General features: G+C 39.1%; 15 protein-coding genes. 12 read left to right on the forward strand and 3 right to left on the reverse strand.

Features of this window, described 5'->3' with window-relative positions:
• Nucleotides 1-201: 201 nt before the first annotated feature.
• The gene (locus BZZ03_RS09660; protein ID WP_086583152.1) at nucleotides 202-600 is read right to left on the reverse strand and encodes a VOC family protein; all 399 of its coding nucleotides are present in this window, start codon (nucleotides 598-600) and stop codon (nucleotides 202-204) included.
• Between the two features lie 185 nt (nucleotides 601-785).
• On the opposite strand from BZZ03_RS09660, the gene BZZ03_RS09665 reads away from it, so the two are divergent.
• A complete protein-coding gene (locus tag BZZ03_RS09665; protein WP_003133025.1) occupies nucleotides 786-1,703 on the forward strand; it encodes a magnesium transporter CorA family protein in 918 nt (305 codons plus the stop codon).
• A 41-nt stretch (nucleotides 1,704-1,744) separates the two neighbouring features.
• Nucleotides 1,745-3,436, forward strand: coding sequence for a bifunctional lysylphosphatidylglycerol flippase/synthetase MprF (locus tag BZZ03_RS09670; RefSeq protein WP_086583153.1), 1,692 nt, complete (start codon nucleotides 1,745-1,747; stop codon nucleotides 3,434-3,436).
• A gap of 69 nt (nucleotides 3,437-3,505) precedes the next feature.
• On the opposite strand, the gene BZZ03_RS09675 is transcribed toward BZZ03_RS09670, so the two are convergent.
• Nucleotides 3,506-3,943 (reverse strand): universal stress protein, encoded by a 438-nt coding sequence (locus BZZ03_RS09675; RefSeq protein WP_003133021.1) that lies wholly within the window; start codon nucleotides 3,941-3,943, stop codon nucleotides 3,506-3,508.
• Between the two features lie 353 nt (nucleotides 3,944-4,296).
• Here BZZ03_RS09675 and BZZ03_RS09680 point away from each other — a divergent pair, with 353 nt between their 5' ends.
• The 9 genes from BZZ03_RS09680 to BZZ03_RS09720 all read left to right on the forward strand — a co-directional run bounded on the left by BZZ03_RS09680 (nucleotide 4,297) and on the right by BZZ03_RS09720 (nucleotide 12,512).
• The gene (locus BZZ03_RS09680) at nucleotides 4,297-6,651 is read left to right on the forward strand and encodes a helicase C-terminal domain-containing protein (RefSeq protein WP_086583154.1); all 2,355 of its coding nucleotides are present in this window, start codon (nucleotides 4,297-4,299) and stop codon (nucleotides 6,649-6,651) included.
• A gap of 182 nt (nucleotides 6,652-6,833) precedes the next feature.
• Nucleotides 6,834-7,277 (forward strand): cell wall elongation regulator TseB-like domain-containing protein, encoded by a 444-nt coding sequence (locus tag BZZ03_RS09685; RefSeq protein ID WP_086583155.1) that lies wholly within the window; start codon nucleotides 6,834-6,836, stop codon nucleotides 7,275-7,277.
• A 3-nt stretch (nucleotides 7,278-7,280) separates the two neighbouring features.
• Nucleotides 7,281-8,474 carry a pyridoxal phosphate-dependent aminotransferase gene (locus BZZ03_RS09690; protein ID WP_019294317.1) on the forward strand — a complete coding sequence of 398 codons (1,194 nt, stop codon included), beginning with the start codon at nucleotides 7,281-7,283 and terminating at the stop codon, nucleotides 8,472-8,474.
• Entirely contained in the window at nucleotides 8,464-8,793 is a 330-nt protein-coding gene (locus BZZ03_RS09695; RefSeq protein WP_003133012.1) for a GIY-YIG nuclease family protein, read from the forward strand. Before BZZ03_RS09690 ends, BZZ03_RS09695 begins: the two co-directional genes overlap by 11 nt.
• Before the next feature lie 20 nt (nucleotides 8,794-8,813).
• The gene (gene asnS / locus BZZ03_RS09700) at nucleotides 8,814-10,151 is read left to right on the forward strand and encodes an asparagine--tRNA ligase (protein WP_019294316.1); all 1,338 of its coding nucleotides are present in this window, start codon (nucleotides 8,814-8,816) and stop codon (nucleotides 10,149-10,151) included.
• A 123-nt stretch (nucleotides 10,152-10,274) separates the two neighbouring features.
• The gene (locus tag BZZ03_RS09705) at nucleotides 10,275-10,622 is read left to right on the forward strand and encodes a nucleoside triphosphate pyrophosphohydrolase family protein (RefSeq protein ID WP_086583156.1); all 348 of its coding nucleotides are present in this window, start codon (nucleotides 10,275-10,277) and stop codon (nucleotides 10,620-10,622) included.
• Nucleotides 10,619-11,236, forward strand: coding sequence for a thiamine diphosphokinase (locus BZZ03_RS09710; RefSeq protein ID WP_086583157.1), 618 nt, complete (start codon nucleotides 10,619-10,621; stop codon nucleotides 11,234-11,236). The genes BZZ03_RS09705 and BZZ03_RS09710 overlap by 4 nt, the downstream gene beginning before the upstream one ends.
• 9 nt (nucleotides 11,237-11,245) lie before the next feature.
• Complete coding sequence (locus tag BZZ03_RS09715) at nucleotides 11,246-12,166, forward strand: Gfo/Idh/MocA family protein (RefSeq protein ID WP_086583158.1); 921 nt, start codon at nucleotides 11,246-11,248, stop codon at nucleotides 12,164-12,166.
• Between the two features lie 19 nt (nucleotides 12,167-12,185).
• Nucleotides 12,186-12,512 (forward strand): heavy metal-binding domain-containing protein, encoded by a 327-nt coding sequence (locus tag BZZ03_RS09720; RefSeq protein ID WP_019294313.1) that lies wholly within the window; start codon nucleotides 12,186-12,188, stop codon nucleotides 12,510-12,512.
• 50 nt (nucleotides 12,513-12,562) lie between these two features.
• On the opposite strand, the gene BZZ03_RS09725 is transcribed toward BZZ03_RS09720, so the two are convergent.
• Nucleotides 12,563-12,862 carry a GIY-YIG nuclease family protein gene (locus BZZ03_RS09725; protein WP_019294312.1) on the reverse strand — a complete coding sequence of 100 codons (300 nt, stop codon included), beginning with the start codon at nucleotides 12,860-12,862 and terminating at the stop codon, nucleotides 12,563-12,565.
• A gap of 104 nt (nucleotides 12,863-12,966) precedes the next feature.
• On the opposite strand from BZZ03_RS09725, the gene uvrA reads away from it, so the two are divergent.
• Nucleotides 12,967-15,786: an excinuclease ABC subunit UvrA gene (gene uvrA / locus BZZ03_RS09730; RefSeq protein WP_019291602.1), complete on the forward strand. Its 2,820-nt coding sequence runs from the start codon at nucleotides 12,967-12,969 to the stop codon at nucleotides 15,784-15,786.
• Nucleotides 15,787-15,797 lie beyond the last annotated feature (11 nt).

A 15,797-nucleotide genomic window follows, 5' to 3' on the forward strand; every position in this document is an offset into this window, starting at 1 on the left:
CAAAACTGCCGAATCTGGTAGATATCTCCGGAAAGAAAGCTATCTTTCCTTTTGGGCAAATGATGCTCAAGCAAACGAGTTAGGCACCGTTCGAATGGATAATAAAGTTGTTTTTCTTTAAAGCTACAGATGATTACTTAAGTCAATTGAATTAAAAAGACAGGATTTACATCCTGTCTTTTTTGTAGGAAAAGTATTAACTCACATAGCCATCCATACAGGCTCTAAGCAGTTACCGTCTGGATCTTGAACTTCAAGACCATACATGACGTCCTCAGGAATGCCATTTTCTAAATGAAGGGATTGTCCGCCATTTTGACTGGCAAGTTTGCCGAATGCTTTGACAGCATCCGCACTTGGAAGAGTAAAGGCAGCAAGGGCATCACTCACTTTGTGTGTATCAGCGATTGTTTTATCACCAATGAATGTTTGGTAGCGCTCATGCGAAAGTAACATGATATAGAAATTTTCATCCCAGACCATACAGCTTACTAAGTCGTCTGAAAAATCAGGATTCTTTTTGAACCCAAGCTTTTCATAAAAGACTGTGGAAAACTGAATATCTGAGACCGGAAAGTTGACGAAAACCATTGTCGACATATGAAATCCTCCTTAAAATAAATTTTATGTCAGAACATTCTTAACTTTAAGCTAATTGTAGCATAAATCATATTTTTCATGGCTTGATTGGTTTAGAAAATGCTTTCAAAAAAGTAAGGTGAAAATCATGGGAGAAAACAGCGTTTGAGACGTTTATTTAAGAGATTTTCTGTTAAAATATAACTATGATTAAAAACTATGAATTGTCAGCTGAACATCGGCTAGTCTCTACGGCAGAGATGAGGAATTTTACATACGTACTTAATCCGACGCGCGAAGAAATTGGTAGTGTCTCGGAGTACTTTCAACTGCCCTTTGACTACCTTAGCGGCATTCTCGATGATTATGAAAACGCCCGTTTTGAAACGGATGATATCGATAATAATCTGATACTTTTACAATATCCAGCCTCATCAAGCTATGGCGAGGTAGGGACATTTCCTTATTCTTTGATTTGGACAAAAAATGAAGCGGTCATTTTAGCTTTAAATCATGACATTAAGGGAGAACATATATTCGGTAGAGAATATAGCTCTACACGCTATAAGCATGAAATTATTTATCAGGTTATGTATCAAATGACACATGACTTCCATGATTATCTGCGGGAATTTCGTCTCCGTCGTCGTCGGCTTGAGGTAGGAATCAAGAACTCAACAAAAAATGATCAAATTGTTGATATGATTGGTATTCAAGCCAGCCTTATTTATTTTGAAGATGCTTTGAACAATAATCTCGAAGTGTTGAAGAAATTTATTGATTATCTGCGTGAAGAAGATGAAGATGGTTTTGCTGATAAAATTTACGATATTTATATTGAAACGGATCAGGCCTACACGGAAACACGTATTCAGCTTAAACTGTTACAAAATCTACGTGATTTATTCTCAAATATTGTGTCCAACAACTTGAATATTGTCATGAAAATCATGACTTCAGCAACCTTTGTTTTGGGTATTCCAGGTGTTGTTGTCGGTTTTTATGGAATGAATGTCCCCATACCTGGCCAGGAAATCAGTTGGGTCATGTGGGCCATCTTAGGGTTAACGCTTATATTTTGTGGCATTGTCGTTTGGGCTTTACGCAAAAAGGACATGCTGTGATCGTTTAACAATTACAAGTTATCATAAAGGAACAGTTATTCATGTATAGATTACGTATTTTTGCACAAAATTTAGCAATCTTCCTGTCCGTAGTGATTGATATTGGAGCAATTTTAGCTTTTTATTTGCATCGATCACCTGTTTTGAGAGAGTATTTTCCTTCCTATAGTTTCATGCCGCATTATATTTTAGGCTTTGCTTTAGGGCTTTTGGGCCTTTTGGTCTCTCTCAATCTCTACCGACGGGTAAGGTCAGCTTGGATTATTACGATCGTCGTTCAATTTGTCATTCTGCGCTTGAACTTTATTTCTACTCAAAGGTTTTTTAGTATTGGTTCACTCCTTTCACTTATCATTCTGGTTGTTCTCGGACTTACTTATCGTGATTTTAGTCGAACAATGGACCGTAATTATGCAAAAAAGGCAGTGTTTCTTGGTTTCATCCCCCTTGTTTTGGCTTTCTTTAACACCTTACTGAGTTTAAGTTTTTTGAAACACGATTATTTAGGAAATCCAGATGTCTATTCTATCTTTAAGCAATCCTTGCATTTTCTTTTTACAATGGACATCCGCCAAGCGCATTTTAATTCTCATGTACATGGTTTTTATATGGTTGGCCTGATTATCATCACTTGGATTTGTGTGATGTTGGCACTCTATTATATCTTAAAACCATTGGTTTATTACCCGATATTGAGCGGGCGTGAAAAAGAAAAAGCAATCGCACTTGTTGAAAAATATGGTCAAAATCCGATGGCTTATATGACTATTGATGGTCAAAAATCTTATTTCTTCAGTGTTACTGTCGAGGGGATGTTGGCGTATACCGTCGTAAACAATGTACTCGTTGGTTGTGGCGATATCGTTTGTGACCCTAAAGATGCTGCTCGTTTTATGGGAGAACTGGTTCACTTTTCTCGTCGTAATGGATGGAAAATCTTGTTTATGGACATTACAGAAACGATGCGCCCTGCTTATGAATCGTATGGTTTTTCGATGATTAAGATTGGTGAAGATGCCTGTTTACGTTTAGAAGACTTTAACCTTAAAGGAAAGAAAACAGCAAAGGTTCGTGCCAATATCAATCACGCGCGCCGCATAGGCATTACTGTTGAAGAATACAAGCCAAACGCAAAACGAGATATAAAAATTGAAAATGAACTTCAAGAAATCTCAGATGAATGGTTTGGCTCCAAAGGCCCCGAGCTTGGCTTTATGTTAGGAGGATTGGCTTTAGAAAATCCTCTCGGTCGCCGTTATTTTTACAGTCGTGATGAAGCGGGAAAAATGTTGGCTTTTGTAATTTTTGTTCCTTATGCTGAAGGCGAGGAAAGAGGTTATATGGCTGATGTTACGCGCCGCCGAGCGCAAGTACCTAATGGTTCTATGGAAGTGTGTCTTCTCCAAGCCTTTGAAACAATGCGCGAGGAGGGAGTAACTTGGGGAAATCTCGGTCTCTGCCCTTTGGCAAATATTCAAGATGACGAGGACAGTAGCAAAGTTACAACGCAGCTCTTCCAGTTTATTTATGAAAATATGAATGGTGTCTATGGCTTCAAAGGGCTTTATCAAGCCAAGAAAAAATGGAATCCAAGTGATTGGCAAGCGCGTTATATCGCTTATGCGCCCAAACCTTTCAGTTTCAGCTATGCATACGCTATGTTGAAGGCTCAAAATCCTAAAGGGATAAACAAACTAATCCTTGAGAAACTCCGGACAAAGATTGAAAAATAAAAGCACCGCAGCTTTTGCGGTGCTTTTTCTTAATAAAAAACCTCTCAACGAGAGGACGAAATATAACAATTATTTACGGACGACAAGGGTATCACATGGCGCATTTTTAATGATATAGTCAGCAACAGAACCGATAAAGATACGTTCAATGTAGCTCAAACCAGTTGCACCAAGAACGATAAGATCAATGTTTTCTTCTTTTGGAAGTGTTTGTCCCAACATAACTTTTGGTGAGCCGAATTCGACACGAGTAGTTACTGTTTTTACACCAGCGTTTTTCGCTTCAGTTGCAAAGTCATTAATGAGGTTTTCAGCACCTTTATGTGTATCATCAGCTACGACAGAATCATAAGCAGAGATAGACTGAAATGCACGCAAGTCAATGACGTTAGCGATGACTAATTCGGCATCGTTACGAAGAGCAGTGGCAACAGCTTTATCAAAGGCTTTTGTTGATTCTACAGAACCGTCAAGACCAACGAGGATTTTTTTGTAATTATCGAGCATAGTGGGACTCCTTTTCTTTTTTTTACTATACTCTAATTTTACTCTAATTTGAAGCATTTGTAAAAGAAAAACTATTTTTGGAGTCTAGTTTTAGCGCAGGAGGCGCTTAATCAAACACGAGGTGTCAAGGCAAATGCATATACCAGTGTACTTTGCGATATTTTCACAGTCTTCTTACTGCAAAATCATGTTTTTGACGAATCAAGTGGCGGGGCAAAGTTGCTGTATGTTGAGAAGCGCAACTATGTGCTGTCCTCATTGCATCTAATTTGGTATAATTATAAAGATCTATTTTTAAACGGCCAAGTAAAGCAAAGCCTTATAAAAATAAATAGAAGTTGAAAGGTAAAAAAATGACTCGATATGCTGTGGTGGACTTAGAAGCCACCGATGCGCACAGCTCGCAGAATAAAATTATCCAAATAGGTATTGTGCTAGTCGAGGGTGGAGAAGTGGTAGACACTTATACGACAGATGTCAACCCACATGAGTCGCTTTTGCCGAGAATTGCTAACCTTACAGGCTTGTCTGACCGTCGCTTGTCAAAAGCACCAGACTTTTCAGAAGTTGCAGAAGAAGTGCGCCAAAAATTGGAAGGTACCATCTTTGTAGCTCACAATGCACGTTTTGATTACTCTTTATTAATGAAAAGTCTTTTTCCTTTAGGCTTGGATTTGGAGTTACCGCGCGTAGATACCGTTGAGCTGGCACGAGTTCTTTTTCCTAGCTTTGAAAAGTATGGAATGGAAGCTCTTAGTGAGCGACTAGACTTACGTCACGATCAGCCTCACGCTGCTTTATCAGATGCTTTAGCTACAGCAGAGTTACTGCTTAAGATGCAAGATAAGATTCGAGAGCTTCCGCGTGCTGTTTTAGAGGAGATTATTCGCCATTCGGACAGCTTACTCTATGAGACGAAAGAATTCTTAAAAGAGCAACTGCCCTATACATCACTCAACGTTGAGCATCTTTATGTGGTTCATAATATTGCTATCCGTAGAGAAAAAGTTAAAGAAAACAGACAGCCCCTTGCCAATTCTTTTGCTAAAAATATCTCTCGTTTGGGTCTTAAAGTCCGGAAAAATCAAGAAAAGATTGCCGAAAAAATAAAAGAAGAACTTACACAAAGTCGCCCTTCTTTCATTGAAGCCCCCACTGGCATCGGGAAGACATATGCTTATCTTTTACCTTTGCTTGCAGAAGGACGGGAAATTGTTGTATCAACGCCGACTAAAGTTCTACAAAATCAGATGATTCATGGTGTAGCACCTATTCTTAAAGAAAAATTTGGTGTGAATTTCTCTAAGCTTTTAGGAACGAAGAATTATATTTCTTTAGAAAAATTTTCACGGCTTTTGCTGGCAAATACTGAAGGAAAAAACTTCGAAATTTTTAAGATGAAAATCTTGGTTTGGTTGACGGAGACGCTTACAGGGGAGCTAGACGAGCTCTCCAAAGTGATGACCAATGAGGAGTACTTTGCTCAGATTGCGCATGATGGCTATGTTAACAATAAACAACTGCATTATGAACAGGACTTCTGGCTGAAAGCACAACGCCGAGCTGAAATTTCGCAAGTCAAAGTCGTCAATCATGCTTACCTAATTGAACGTCTTGCAGATTATCCTGAGACTTTCTTACAGGAACGTATTTTGGTTGTGGATGAAGCACAGCAACTCTTCACAACACTGGAAAGAGCCAATCAGAAAACAGTTAAAATCTCGGAGCAATTGGAAACCGTCGATATAGAAAATTCGCATTTAAATAAACGCCTTGTGGAAAGTTTGACATTTCAGCTCAAAAATAAAAAGTTGGACAGTGAGAAAATCGCTCTTGATGCGAGAGAGCTTGGTTTAAAAGAACTGGCTGAAATTTTTGAACATCCAGAGCAGAACTTTATTTGGCGCGAGGGAGATATGGTTCACGCTTCAAGTACGGATTTTTATAATTTTGAAAAACTGGTACCTTCAGGAACTAAAGTATATATGCTGGGAGCAACCTTATCTCTGACAGAAGACAAACCTATTTTCCCAGAACTTTTGGGCTTTAAGGACTATCGTTTCTTCAAATTTGACAGCCATCCCGCCGATAACCAAGAAATATTTATCGTGTCTGATGGGCCGCATATCAAAAATACAGGTGTTATGGCTTACGCGCATTATGTTGCGGATAGAGTTTCCGAGGTTGCTGAGCTGGGTGCTCAAGTTGTCGTTCTCTTTACAGCAAAAGTGTCTTTAACTTTTGTAGCAGAACAACTGTCCGCTGAAGGTTGGGATGTATTGGCTCAAGATATTAATGGGACTGCTGCACAAATCAAGAAAAAATTTGATAAAGGAGAAGGGCAGATTCTTCTGGGCTTATCTTCCTTCTGGGAGGGTGTGGATTTTGAGAAGCAAGATCATCTTGTTTTGATGATTCCCCGTCTGCCCTTTGCTACGCCAGATGATATTTTAACGAAAAAGTATGCAAAACGTTTTAATAATCCTTTTTACGATTTTAATGTCCCTATGGCAACTTTGAAGTTGCAGCAAGCTCTTGGACGTGTCAATCGGCGCCATAATCAGTATTCCAAAGTTGTGATTCTTGACAATCGATTAGCAGGAAAATCTTATGCGAAAAGAATGCGTAAAAATCTTGCGCAAACTGCGCCGCTTAAAACACTTGAAAATAGTGAATTAGTGGAAAAAATTCTTGAATTCCTGATGTGAAGTGATACTCGATACAGATAAGTCCAAGAAGAAGTTAAGAAAAGACACCGAAATTCTTCAGTGACAAGACTACGGAAAATTATGGATTTAACTTTTTCCGGCAGAAGACCTTTGTAGAGAAGCAATTTCGCTGCTTTTTTGCTATAATTAAATAGATTATCTAAAGGACAGAAAGGTAGGCTATGAGAAGAAGACGAATGACTCTGCATACACAGATTATTATCGGTATTTTAACGGTAATTCTGGCAGGTTTTATTGCGATAAGCCTCTTTATCTGGAGAGCAATCAGCCCTTATAATACAGCAAGAAGCGCTGCAATTGCTATAGCAAAGGATAAAACTGAGCTGAAAACTCCAACAGCTTTTGACATTGCAACTACAGATAGCACAGATTATTCTTTACTTGGCAAAACTGAAAAAGGCAAAGAGATAGGTGTTTTAATCCCTGAAAAAGGGGGAAATTTAACAGTTATTGACATGGCAACAGGTGTTAAGCCCGAAACGCTTCAGACGGATAATACGACATCGATTGTCTTGGCCCTTTATAAAAATCAGCCAGTATGGCAGGTAAATAGTCGTGAAGGTTTTAAACTTTATGATTTCAAGACGGGTAAGGAGCTGTTGTAATTTATGAAAAAACTATCTGATTTTGTTTCAAATATTGAAGAGTCTGTGACCCTAGCTGCTGCGAAGCGTGCTAAAGATCTCGCAAGCCAAGGAAAAAATATTATTGATTTAACTTTAGGGCAGCCAGATTTTTCCACCCCAGAATTAATCGGTGAAGCAGCTATTGATTCTATTCATTCAGGCAAGGCAAGTTTCTATACACAAGCTTCTGGCTTACCTGAGTTGAAAAGTGCTGTGCGTAATTATTGGGATAAATATTATGGTTACGCCATTGAAGATAAGGAAATTTTAGTTACCACGGGTGCTAAATTTGCGCTTTATGCCTTCTTCCAAAGTGTTTTAGATAAAGGAGATGAAGTCATCATCCCAGCCCCGTATTGGGTGAGCTATGTGGATCAAGTCAAAATGTCAGGAGGTCAACCTGTTGTCGTTTCGACTTTGCAAGAAAATGACTTTAAAATCACAGTTGAACAACTTGAGGCAGTAAAAACCGAAAAGACGAAGGTGCTTTTATTAAATAGTCCATCCAATCCAACAGGAATGATTTATTCAAAAGAAGAATTACTGGCCTTGGGAAATTGGGCTGTGGCTAATGATTTGTTAATTTTAGCAGACGATATTTATCACCGACTGGTTTATAATAAAAGCGAGTTTACAGCTATTTCATCCTTATCAGAGAAGATTCGTCAACGCACGATTGTCATTAATGGTGTATCGAAAACCTTTGCGATGACCGGTTGGCGTATTGGACTTGCAGTTGGTGATAGCGAAATTATTGCAGCAATGACGAAGATTGCAGGTCAAACGACCTCAAACCCAAGTACAGTTGCTCAATATGCAGCCATCGAAGCCTTTAATTCTGATGAAGCGGCAGTCGAAAAAATGCGTACAGCATTTGAATCAAGGCTAAACTTGATACATCCTATGATCAATCAAATTCCTGGCTTTGAGGCTATTAAGCCTAATGGTGCATTCTATCTCTTTCCTAAAGTTGAGAAAGCAATGGCACTGAAAGGGTATGACAATGTTACGGATTTTGCGACAGCAATTCTTGAAGAAACTGGAGTGGCTCTGGTGACGGGGGAAGGATTTGGGTCACCCGTACATGTGAGGTTGAGTTATGCCACTGACCTTGAGAGTTTGACAGAAGCAGTAAAACGTCTTCGGATTTGGATGGAAGAGTCGCATGATAGATAAAAAAGAAGCAAAATCAGCTTATAAGCTCCAAGAAAAGCTTGGTGCTGTTGTAGCTTATAAAAATATTTCAAAAAACAAGTTTTATCTTGATATAGCACCAGATTTACCTGGTTTGAAAAATCGCTTTGAATTTTCACGAAAAACAGGTATTGGTGTTCCCCTAGCCATTGACAAAGATTGGAAGTCTGATGACTTTGAGCTCCTGGTGTTGGAAGAGCTTAAAAAAGATGAATTACAGACACCAAAAGCTTTTAAAGAAGATTTGAAAACTTTGAAAGAAATCTGGTTAGAGAAATTTATAGACAAAGATTTATATTAATAAAAGAGAAGGAATTATTTATGAAAGACTTAGTATCAATCATCGATGTGAAAGACCACGTCGGAGAAGAAATCAAAATTGGCGCTTGGGTTGCAGACAAATCAGGAAAAGGAAAATTGCAATTTCTCCAACTCCGTGATGGTACAGCTTATTTCCAAGCTGTCGTTTTCAAACCAAACATGATTGAAAAATTTGGTGAAGAAGCAGGACTAGAAAAATTCACTGAAATCAAACACTTGGCTCAAGAAACATCAGTAATCGTAACAGGGATTGTAAAAGAAGATTCACGTTCAAAATTTGGCTACGAGCTTGATGTCACAGACCTTGAAGTCGTTGGTGGATCTGTGGATTATCCTATCACACCAAAAGAGCATGGTACAGATTTCTTGATGGATAACCGTCACTTGTGGCTACGTAGCCGCAAGCAACATGCTATCATGCTTGTACGTAACGAAATTATTCGTGCAACATATGAGTTTTACAATGCCAATGGCTTTGTTAAAATTGATAGTCCAATCTTGACAGGTTCAGCTCCTGAAGGAACAACAGAACTCTTTGAGACAGATTACTTTGGACAGCCTGCTTACTTGTCACAAACTGGTCAGCTCTATGCAGAAGCGGGTGCGATGGCATTTGGCAAAGTCTTTACCTTTGGTCCAACTTTCCGTGCTGAAAAATCAAAAACGCGTCGTCATTTGACAGAATTCTGGATGATTGAGCCAGAAATGGCCTTCACAACTCATGAAGAATCTTTGGATATTCAAGAAGCTTATGTCAAACATTTGATCAAATCAGTCTTGGAAAATCAACGTTATGCTTTAGAAAGTTTGGAACGTGACATTGATTTATTGGAAAAATATGTCAATGAACCATTCAAACGTGTCACTTACGATGATGCGATTGAACTTCTTCAAAAAGAAGAAGCAAATAATGATTATGATCATATCGAGTGGGGTGATGACTTTGGTTCACCACATGAAACATTTGTTTCTAACTACTATGGTGTGCCAACATTTATCATCAACTACCCTAAAGCGATTAAAGCTTTCTACATGAAACCACATCCAACACGTGAAGATGTTGTGATTTGTGCCGATCTTATCGCGCCAGAAGGATATGGTGAAATCATTGGTGGTTCAGAACGTGCGACAGATTATGATTACTTGGTTGAAAAAGTAAAAGAATTCGGGCTTTCAGAAGAAGAGTACAGCTGGTACCTTGACTTACGTAAATTCGGTTCTGTGCCACATTCTGGTTTTGGACTTGGCTTGGAACGTGCGGTAACCTTTATTACAGGTAACCAACATATCCGTGAAGCTATTCCATTCCCACGTATGCTTGGACGTATTCGCCCTTAAAGCTTAAATAAAAGTTCTCAAGTTACTTGAGGGCTTTTTTGTATAAAACCAAGGGGTGAAACATCCTTTTTCAGTGGAGTTTTTGATATAATAAGAGGGAGAATTAAAGGAGGAACCTTATCTATGGAACTTAAGGATTATCAAAAGGAAATAATAAAATTTGATGTCAATGGTCCTCTAGCGGATATTGAGCGGGTAAATTTTGCTTTTTTAGATAAGGTACTCGGTTTAGCAGGGGAATCAGGAGAAGTTGCGGATAAGATAAAAAAAATCATCCGTGATCAGGATGGCATTATTAAAGATGATGATAAAAATGCTTTGGGAAAAGAATTAGGTGATGTCTTATGGCATGTAGCAACCTGTGCGCGCTATCTGGGGCTTGATTTGGAACAAGTCGCTCAAGCCAACTTAAATAAACTGGAAAGTCGTCAGCTGAGAGGCAAAATAGCGGGCAGCGGGGATGAGCGATGAGAGTACTTATTCACGCAGGACGGCCAGCAAGCTTACCTGAAGAAAGCTATGATTATTATGTCGGTATTGATCGTGGAGCTGTATTTTTACTTGAAGACCATCAAAATATAGACTTAGCGGTTGGTGATTTTGACTCTGTAAGTATGGAAGAATTCGACAAAATATCAGAAGCTGCTCATGAACTTGTTAAACTTCCAGCAGAGAAGGACCAGACGGATTTAGAAGCTGGTTTAGATCAGGTGCTTTCGCGTTTTCCAGATGCAGAAATCATGATTATTGGTGCCCTTGGTGGAAGGCTTGACCATCATTTGACCAATGTGTACCTGCCTCTGAATTTTGACTATCCTGAAAGGATTTCTTTGAAGGATAAGCAAAATTTTGTAAAATATCTGACTCAAGGGCAGCATACCATTCGCAAGATTGAAGGCTATCCATATTTGGGCATTGTTCAGGTCGGCACAAAAAGAAGTTTAGAGATTAAAAACGCAAAATATCCACTTAAAGCTGAGGATAACTTTGCGGACATCTACGCAAGTAATGCTTTTATCAGTGAGACGATGGAGTTAAAAATTGCTCAAGGCAAGCTTATCGTCATTTATTCAAAAGACAGTTAGAGAGACTATATGATTATTGGAATAATTGGTGCAACATCAAATATCGCAGGTAAGGCCTATCTGCCCGTTTATGCAAAAATGCAAGCCGAGCATCGTTTTATTTTGCATTCGCGAACTTGGGAAAAAGCTGAAGAGATTCGAAAAAAATACAAGTTTGAATATGCGACAACGGATTTAGGAGCGTTGGAAACTTGTGATATGGTCGTCATCCATGCAGCCACGGCTCAACATTTTGAGCTTGCAAAACGCTATTTGAGTGCAGGCACACATGTCATGATGGATAAGCCAATTTCCGAAAACTTTGATGAGGTCCAAGAACTTCATCGCTTGGCTGAGGAGAATAATGTCCTCTTTGTTATCGGTTTTAACCGCCGTTTTGCCCCAATGACAGACAAACTTAAAGAGGTCAATCAAAAAAACTTTATCAAGATAAGTAAAAATTTAGCAAATAATGCCGACGAAGTACAATTTAGTTTGTATGATATTTTTATCCATCCTTTGGATACGTTGATTTACTTGCTTGATGACGAGATTGAACGTTACAGTTATCAATTAGCGATGACGCCGGACAAAAAACTTTCACGTGTGATAGTCACACTGAGAACGCAATCTTGTATGGGCATCGCCAGCATGAACTTGACTTCAGGCGCTTTTTCTGAGGAATTTACGGTCGAAGCAAGCAGTGGAACCTATCGTCTATCAGAACTTACGGAGTTAGAAATCCTTACTGGATTAGACAAGCAAACAATCGGAATTAATGGTTGGCAAAGTGCCACATATAATCGTGGTTTTGAAAGTTTGGTTTTTGACATGGTTGAAGCAGTAACTCATTTTGATGGTCATAATAGAGATAAACTTATGAAACAGATGAAACAAACAAATGTTCTAGATTCGCATGAGATCATCCATGAAATTTTGGACAAAATGTAACTTATAAAGGAGTAAGTAAATGAAAGATATGCTAATTTTAACTACAAATGATGCACCTGGCTATCGTGTTGTTGAGGTCTACGGTGAGGTTTTTGGTTTAACAACTCGTTCACGTAACGTCTTCTCAAGTACTGGACAACAATTAAAAACGATTGTCGGAGGAGAAATTGCCGGCTATACGAAACTCCAGCATGAAACGCGTGAGAGTGCTATTGAACGTCTTGCAGAAGAAGCACGAGATAAAGGTGCTAATGCAATTCTCGCTATGCGTTTTGACTCTTCGACATTTGGTAATGTGGACTCAGTTGCTGCTTACGGTACAGCTGTTAAACTGGAAAAACTATAAAAAGCAAACTTGAGTTTGCTTTTTATAATTAAACTGAAAAAAGGGATGTTTTATCCCTTTTCTTTAGCTAGAAGTTCTTTTTCAAAAGTTTCTTTGATTGCTCTTTCTTTAATTAATTTTAATTTTTGTGAACGGTTGAGTTTATGCTTAAACCACCATTCGCATTTTAAGGCGTGTTTCTTATCTGAAAATTCAACGGAAGTCAGAAGTTGAAGGGGACGACGTGCTTTAGTATATTTAGCACCTTTACCAGAGTTATGGGTTTCCAGTCGTTTCGTAACATCGTCTGTATAGCCACAATAAAGCGTATCGTCAGCACAACGCAAAACATAGACAAAATAAGATTTCATGATAAGGCTATTGTACCTTAAAATGTAGTATAATTGAAGTATCTTTATCGAAAATAAGAAATTCAGTCTCAGTAAATATGGGATAGAAGTGAGAAGGGAAGAGTATGCCCCAAGATAAAATTGTTATACATGGTGCTCGAGAGCACAATTTAAAAAATATAGATGTTACCATTCCACGTGATAAGTTGGTCGTTGTTACAGGTGTTTCGGGTTCAGGGAAATCTTCTCTGGCTTTTGAGACTTTATATGCTGAAGGACAACGACGTTATGTCGAATCATTATCTGCTTATGCCCGTCAGTTTTTAGGTAATATGGATAAACCAGATGTGGACAGTATTGACGGATTGTCGCCAGCTATCTCTATTGACCAGAAAACAACTAGCAAAAATCCACGCTCTACTGTTGGAACAGTAACGGAGATTAACGATTACCTCCGTTTACTTTTTGCGCGTGTCGGAAAACCTTTCTGTATCAATGGACACGGAGAAATTTCAGCACAATCGGTTGAAGAAATTGTGGACCAAATCCTCGAATTGCCTGAAAAAACACGCCTACAGATTTTGGCACCAATTGTGCGTGGTAAAAAAGGACAGCACGTTAAAGTTTTTGAGCGTGTGCAAAAAGAGGGCTATGTGCGTGTCCGCGCTGATGGTGAAGTTTACGATGTGACAGAAGCACCAGAGCTTGATAAAAATAAAAAGCACAATATCGAAGTCGTTATTGACCGTATCGTTGTAAAAGAAGGTATTCGTTCACGTTTGTTTGACTCTGTTGAAGCAGCACTTCGTATTGCTGAAGGCTATGTTATTGTGGACAAGATGGATGGGGAGGAACTCCTTTTCAGTGAGTTTTATGCCTGTCCTGTCTGTGGTTTTACAGTTCCCGAGTTAGAACCACGTCTCTTTTCATTTAATGCGCCTTTTGGCTCTTGTCCAGACTGTGATGGTCTAGGGATGAAAAATGAAGTCGATCCTGACTTGGTTATTCCTGACGACAGTAAGACCTTACGTGAAGGTGCTGTTGCTGCCTGGAATCCTATCTCTTCAAATTACTATCCAACCATGTTGGAATGTGCTAGCCGTGATTTTGGAATTGATATGGATACACCGTGGGCTGACTTGCCGGAAGAACACAAAGATATTATTCTTAATGGTTCTGGTGAGCGTAAATTTCATTTTTACTATGTCGGTGATTTTGGAAATGTGTCTGATAAAGACATGGTTTTCCCTGGTATAATCAATAATATCAACCGTCGATTCCGCGAAACCTCAAGTGATTACACACGTGAATACCTTCGTGGTTACATGACGGAGTTAACATGTACGACTTGTCATGGCTATCGTTTGAACGATCAAGCCCTTTCGGTTAAGGTTGATGGGAAACATATCGGAGAACTTTCTAACTTAGCTATCGGTGACGAGTTAGAGTTTTTAGCTACTCTTACTTTATCTACAAACGATGAAATGATTGCGCAACCTATTGTAAAGGAAATCAAAGATCGCTTATCTTTCTTAAAAAATGTGGGTCTAGATTATCTGACACTTTCACGGGCTTCAGGTACTTTATCAGGCGGAGAATCGCAACGTATTCGTTTAGCAACCCAGATTGGTTCTAACCTTTCAGGTGTCCTTTATATCCTTGATGAGCCATCAATTGGTCTACATCAAAGAGACAATGACCGCTTGATTGAATCCCTCCAAAAAATGCGTGATTTAGGAAATACACTTATCGTGGTTGAGCACGATGAAGATACGATGAAAGCAGCAGATTGGCTGATTGATGTCGGACCAGGCGCTGGAGATTTAGGTGGTGAAATCATTGCTGCTGGTACGCCGAAACAAGTAGCGAAAAATAAAAAATCTTTGACAGGACAATATTTATCAGGAAAACGTTCCATCCCTGTACCTGCCAAACGCCGTAAAATCGATAAAAAACGTATGGTGAAGGTCACTGGGGCTTCAGAAAACAATTTACAAAATATCGACGCCCAATTTCCTTTAGGGATTATGACAGCTGTAACTGGTGTTTCAGGGTCGGGTAAATCAACCTTGGTTAATTCGATTCTGAAGAAAACCTTGGCGCAAAAACTCAATCATAATTCAGAAAAACCAGGTAAACATAAAAAAGTTACCGGTTATGAAGAAATTGAACGTTTGATTGATATTGACCAATCGCCGATTGGACGTACACCACGGTCAAATCCAGCAACCTATACCTCTGTATTTGATGATATCCGTGGACTCTTTGCTGAAACCAATGAAGCCAAAATACGTGGCTACAAAAAAGGACGTTTTTCATTTAACGTGAAAGGCGGACGTTGTGAAGCTTGTTCGGGTGACGGGATTATCAAGATTGAAATGCATTTTCTTCCAGATGTGTATGTCCCATGTGAAATCTGTCATGGCAAACGCTATAACTCAGAGACTTTGGAAGTACATTACAAAGGAAAAAATATTTCGGAAATTCTTGATATGCGCGTGTCGGATGCTTTAGAATTCTTCCGTCATATTCCCAAAATCGAGAGAAAATTGCAAACTATCGTTGATGTCGGCTTAGGCTATGTTACTTTGGGACAACCAGCTACAACCTTATCTGGTGGTGAAGCCCAAAGGATGAAGCTTGCTTCCGAATTGCAAAAACGCAGTACAGGCAAGAGCTTTTATATCTTGGATGAGCCCACAACAGGCTTGCACAGCGAAGATATCGCCACATTAATTAAAGTTTTGGATCGCCTTGTGGATCAAGGCAATACCATCGTGGTTATTGAACATAATCTTGATGTGATCAAGACCGCTGACTATATTATTGATCTCGGACCAGAAGGCGGTGCTGGCGGCGGAACAATCCTAGCTACAGGCACACCAGAAGAAGTTGCTGAGGTTGAGCAATCTTACACCGGACAATATTTAAAACAAAAATTATAATTGTCTGATTA

The sequence above is a fragment of the Lactococcus petauri genome (genome assembly GCF_002154895.1).
Classification (GTDB): Bacteria; Bacillota; Bacilli; order Lactobacillales; family Streptococcaceae; genus Lactococcus; species Lactococcus petauri.

Coding starts and splice junctions, on each gene's coding strand:
- BZZ03_RS09660 (WP_086583152.1), bottom strand. CDS start 600: ATGTCGACAATGGTTTTCGTCAACTTTCCGGTCTCAGATATTCAGTTT.
- BZZ03_RS09665 (WP_003133025.1), top strand. CDS start 786: ATGATTAAAAACTATGAATTGTCAGCTGAACATCGGCTAGTCTCTACG.
- BZZ03_RS09670 (WP_086583153.1), top strand. CDS start 1,745: ATGTATAGATTACGTATTTTTGCACAAAATTTAGCAATCTTCCTGTCC.
- BZZ03_RS09675 (WP_003133021.1), bottom strand. CDS start 3,943: ATGCTCGATAATTACAAAAAAATCCTCGTTGGTCTTGACGGTTCTGTA.
- BZZ03_RS09680 (WP_086583154.1), top strand. CDS start 4,297: ATGACTCGATATGCTGTGGTGGACTTAGAAGCCACCGATGCGCACAGC.
- BZZ03_RS09685 (WP_086583155.1), top strand. CDS start 6,834: ATGAGAAGAAGACGAATGACTCTGCATACACAGATTATTATCGGTATT.
- BZZ03_RS09690 (WP_019294317.1), top strand. CDS start 7,281: ATGAAAAAACTATCTGATTTTGTTTCAAATATTGAAGAGTCTGTGACC.
- BZZ03_RS09695 (WP_003133012.1), top strand. CDS start 8,464: ATGATAGATAAAAAAGAAGCAAAATCAGCTTATAAGCTCCAAGAAAAG.
- asnS (WP_019294316.1), top strand. CDS start 8,814: ATGAAAGACTTAGTATCAATCATCGATGTGAAAGACCACGTCGGAGAA.
- BZZ03_RS09705 (WP_086583156.1), top strand. CDS start 10,275: ATGGAACTTAAGGATTATCAAAAGGAAATAATAAAATTTGATGTCAAT.
- BZZ03_RS09710 (WP_086583157.1), top strand. CDS start 10,619: ATGAGAGTACTTATTCACGCAGGACGGCCAGCAAGCTTACCTGAAGAA.
- BZZ03_RS09715 (WP_086583158.1), top strand. CDS start 11,246: ATGATTATTGGAATAATTGGTGCAACATCAAATATCGCAGGTAAGGCC.
- BZZ03_RS09720 (WP_019294313.1), top strand. CDS start 12,186: ATGAAAGATATGCTAATTTTAACTACAAATGATGCACCTGGCTATCGT.
- BZZ03_RS09725 (WP_019294312.1), bottom strand. CDS start 12,862: ATGAAATCTTATTTTGTCTATGTTTTGCGTTGTGCTGACGATACGCTT.
- uvrA (WP_019291602.1), top strand. CDS start 12,967: ATGCCCCAAGATAAAATTGTTATACATGGTGCTCGAGAGCACAATTTA.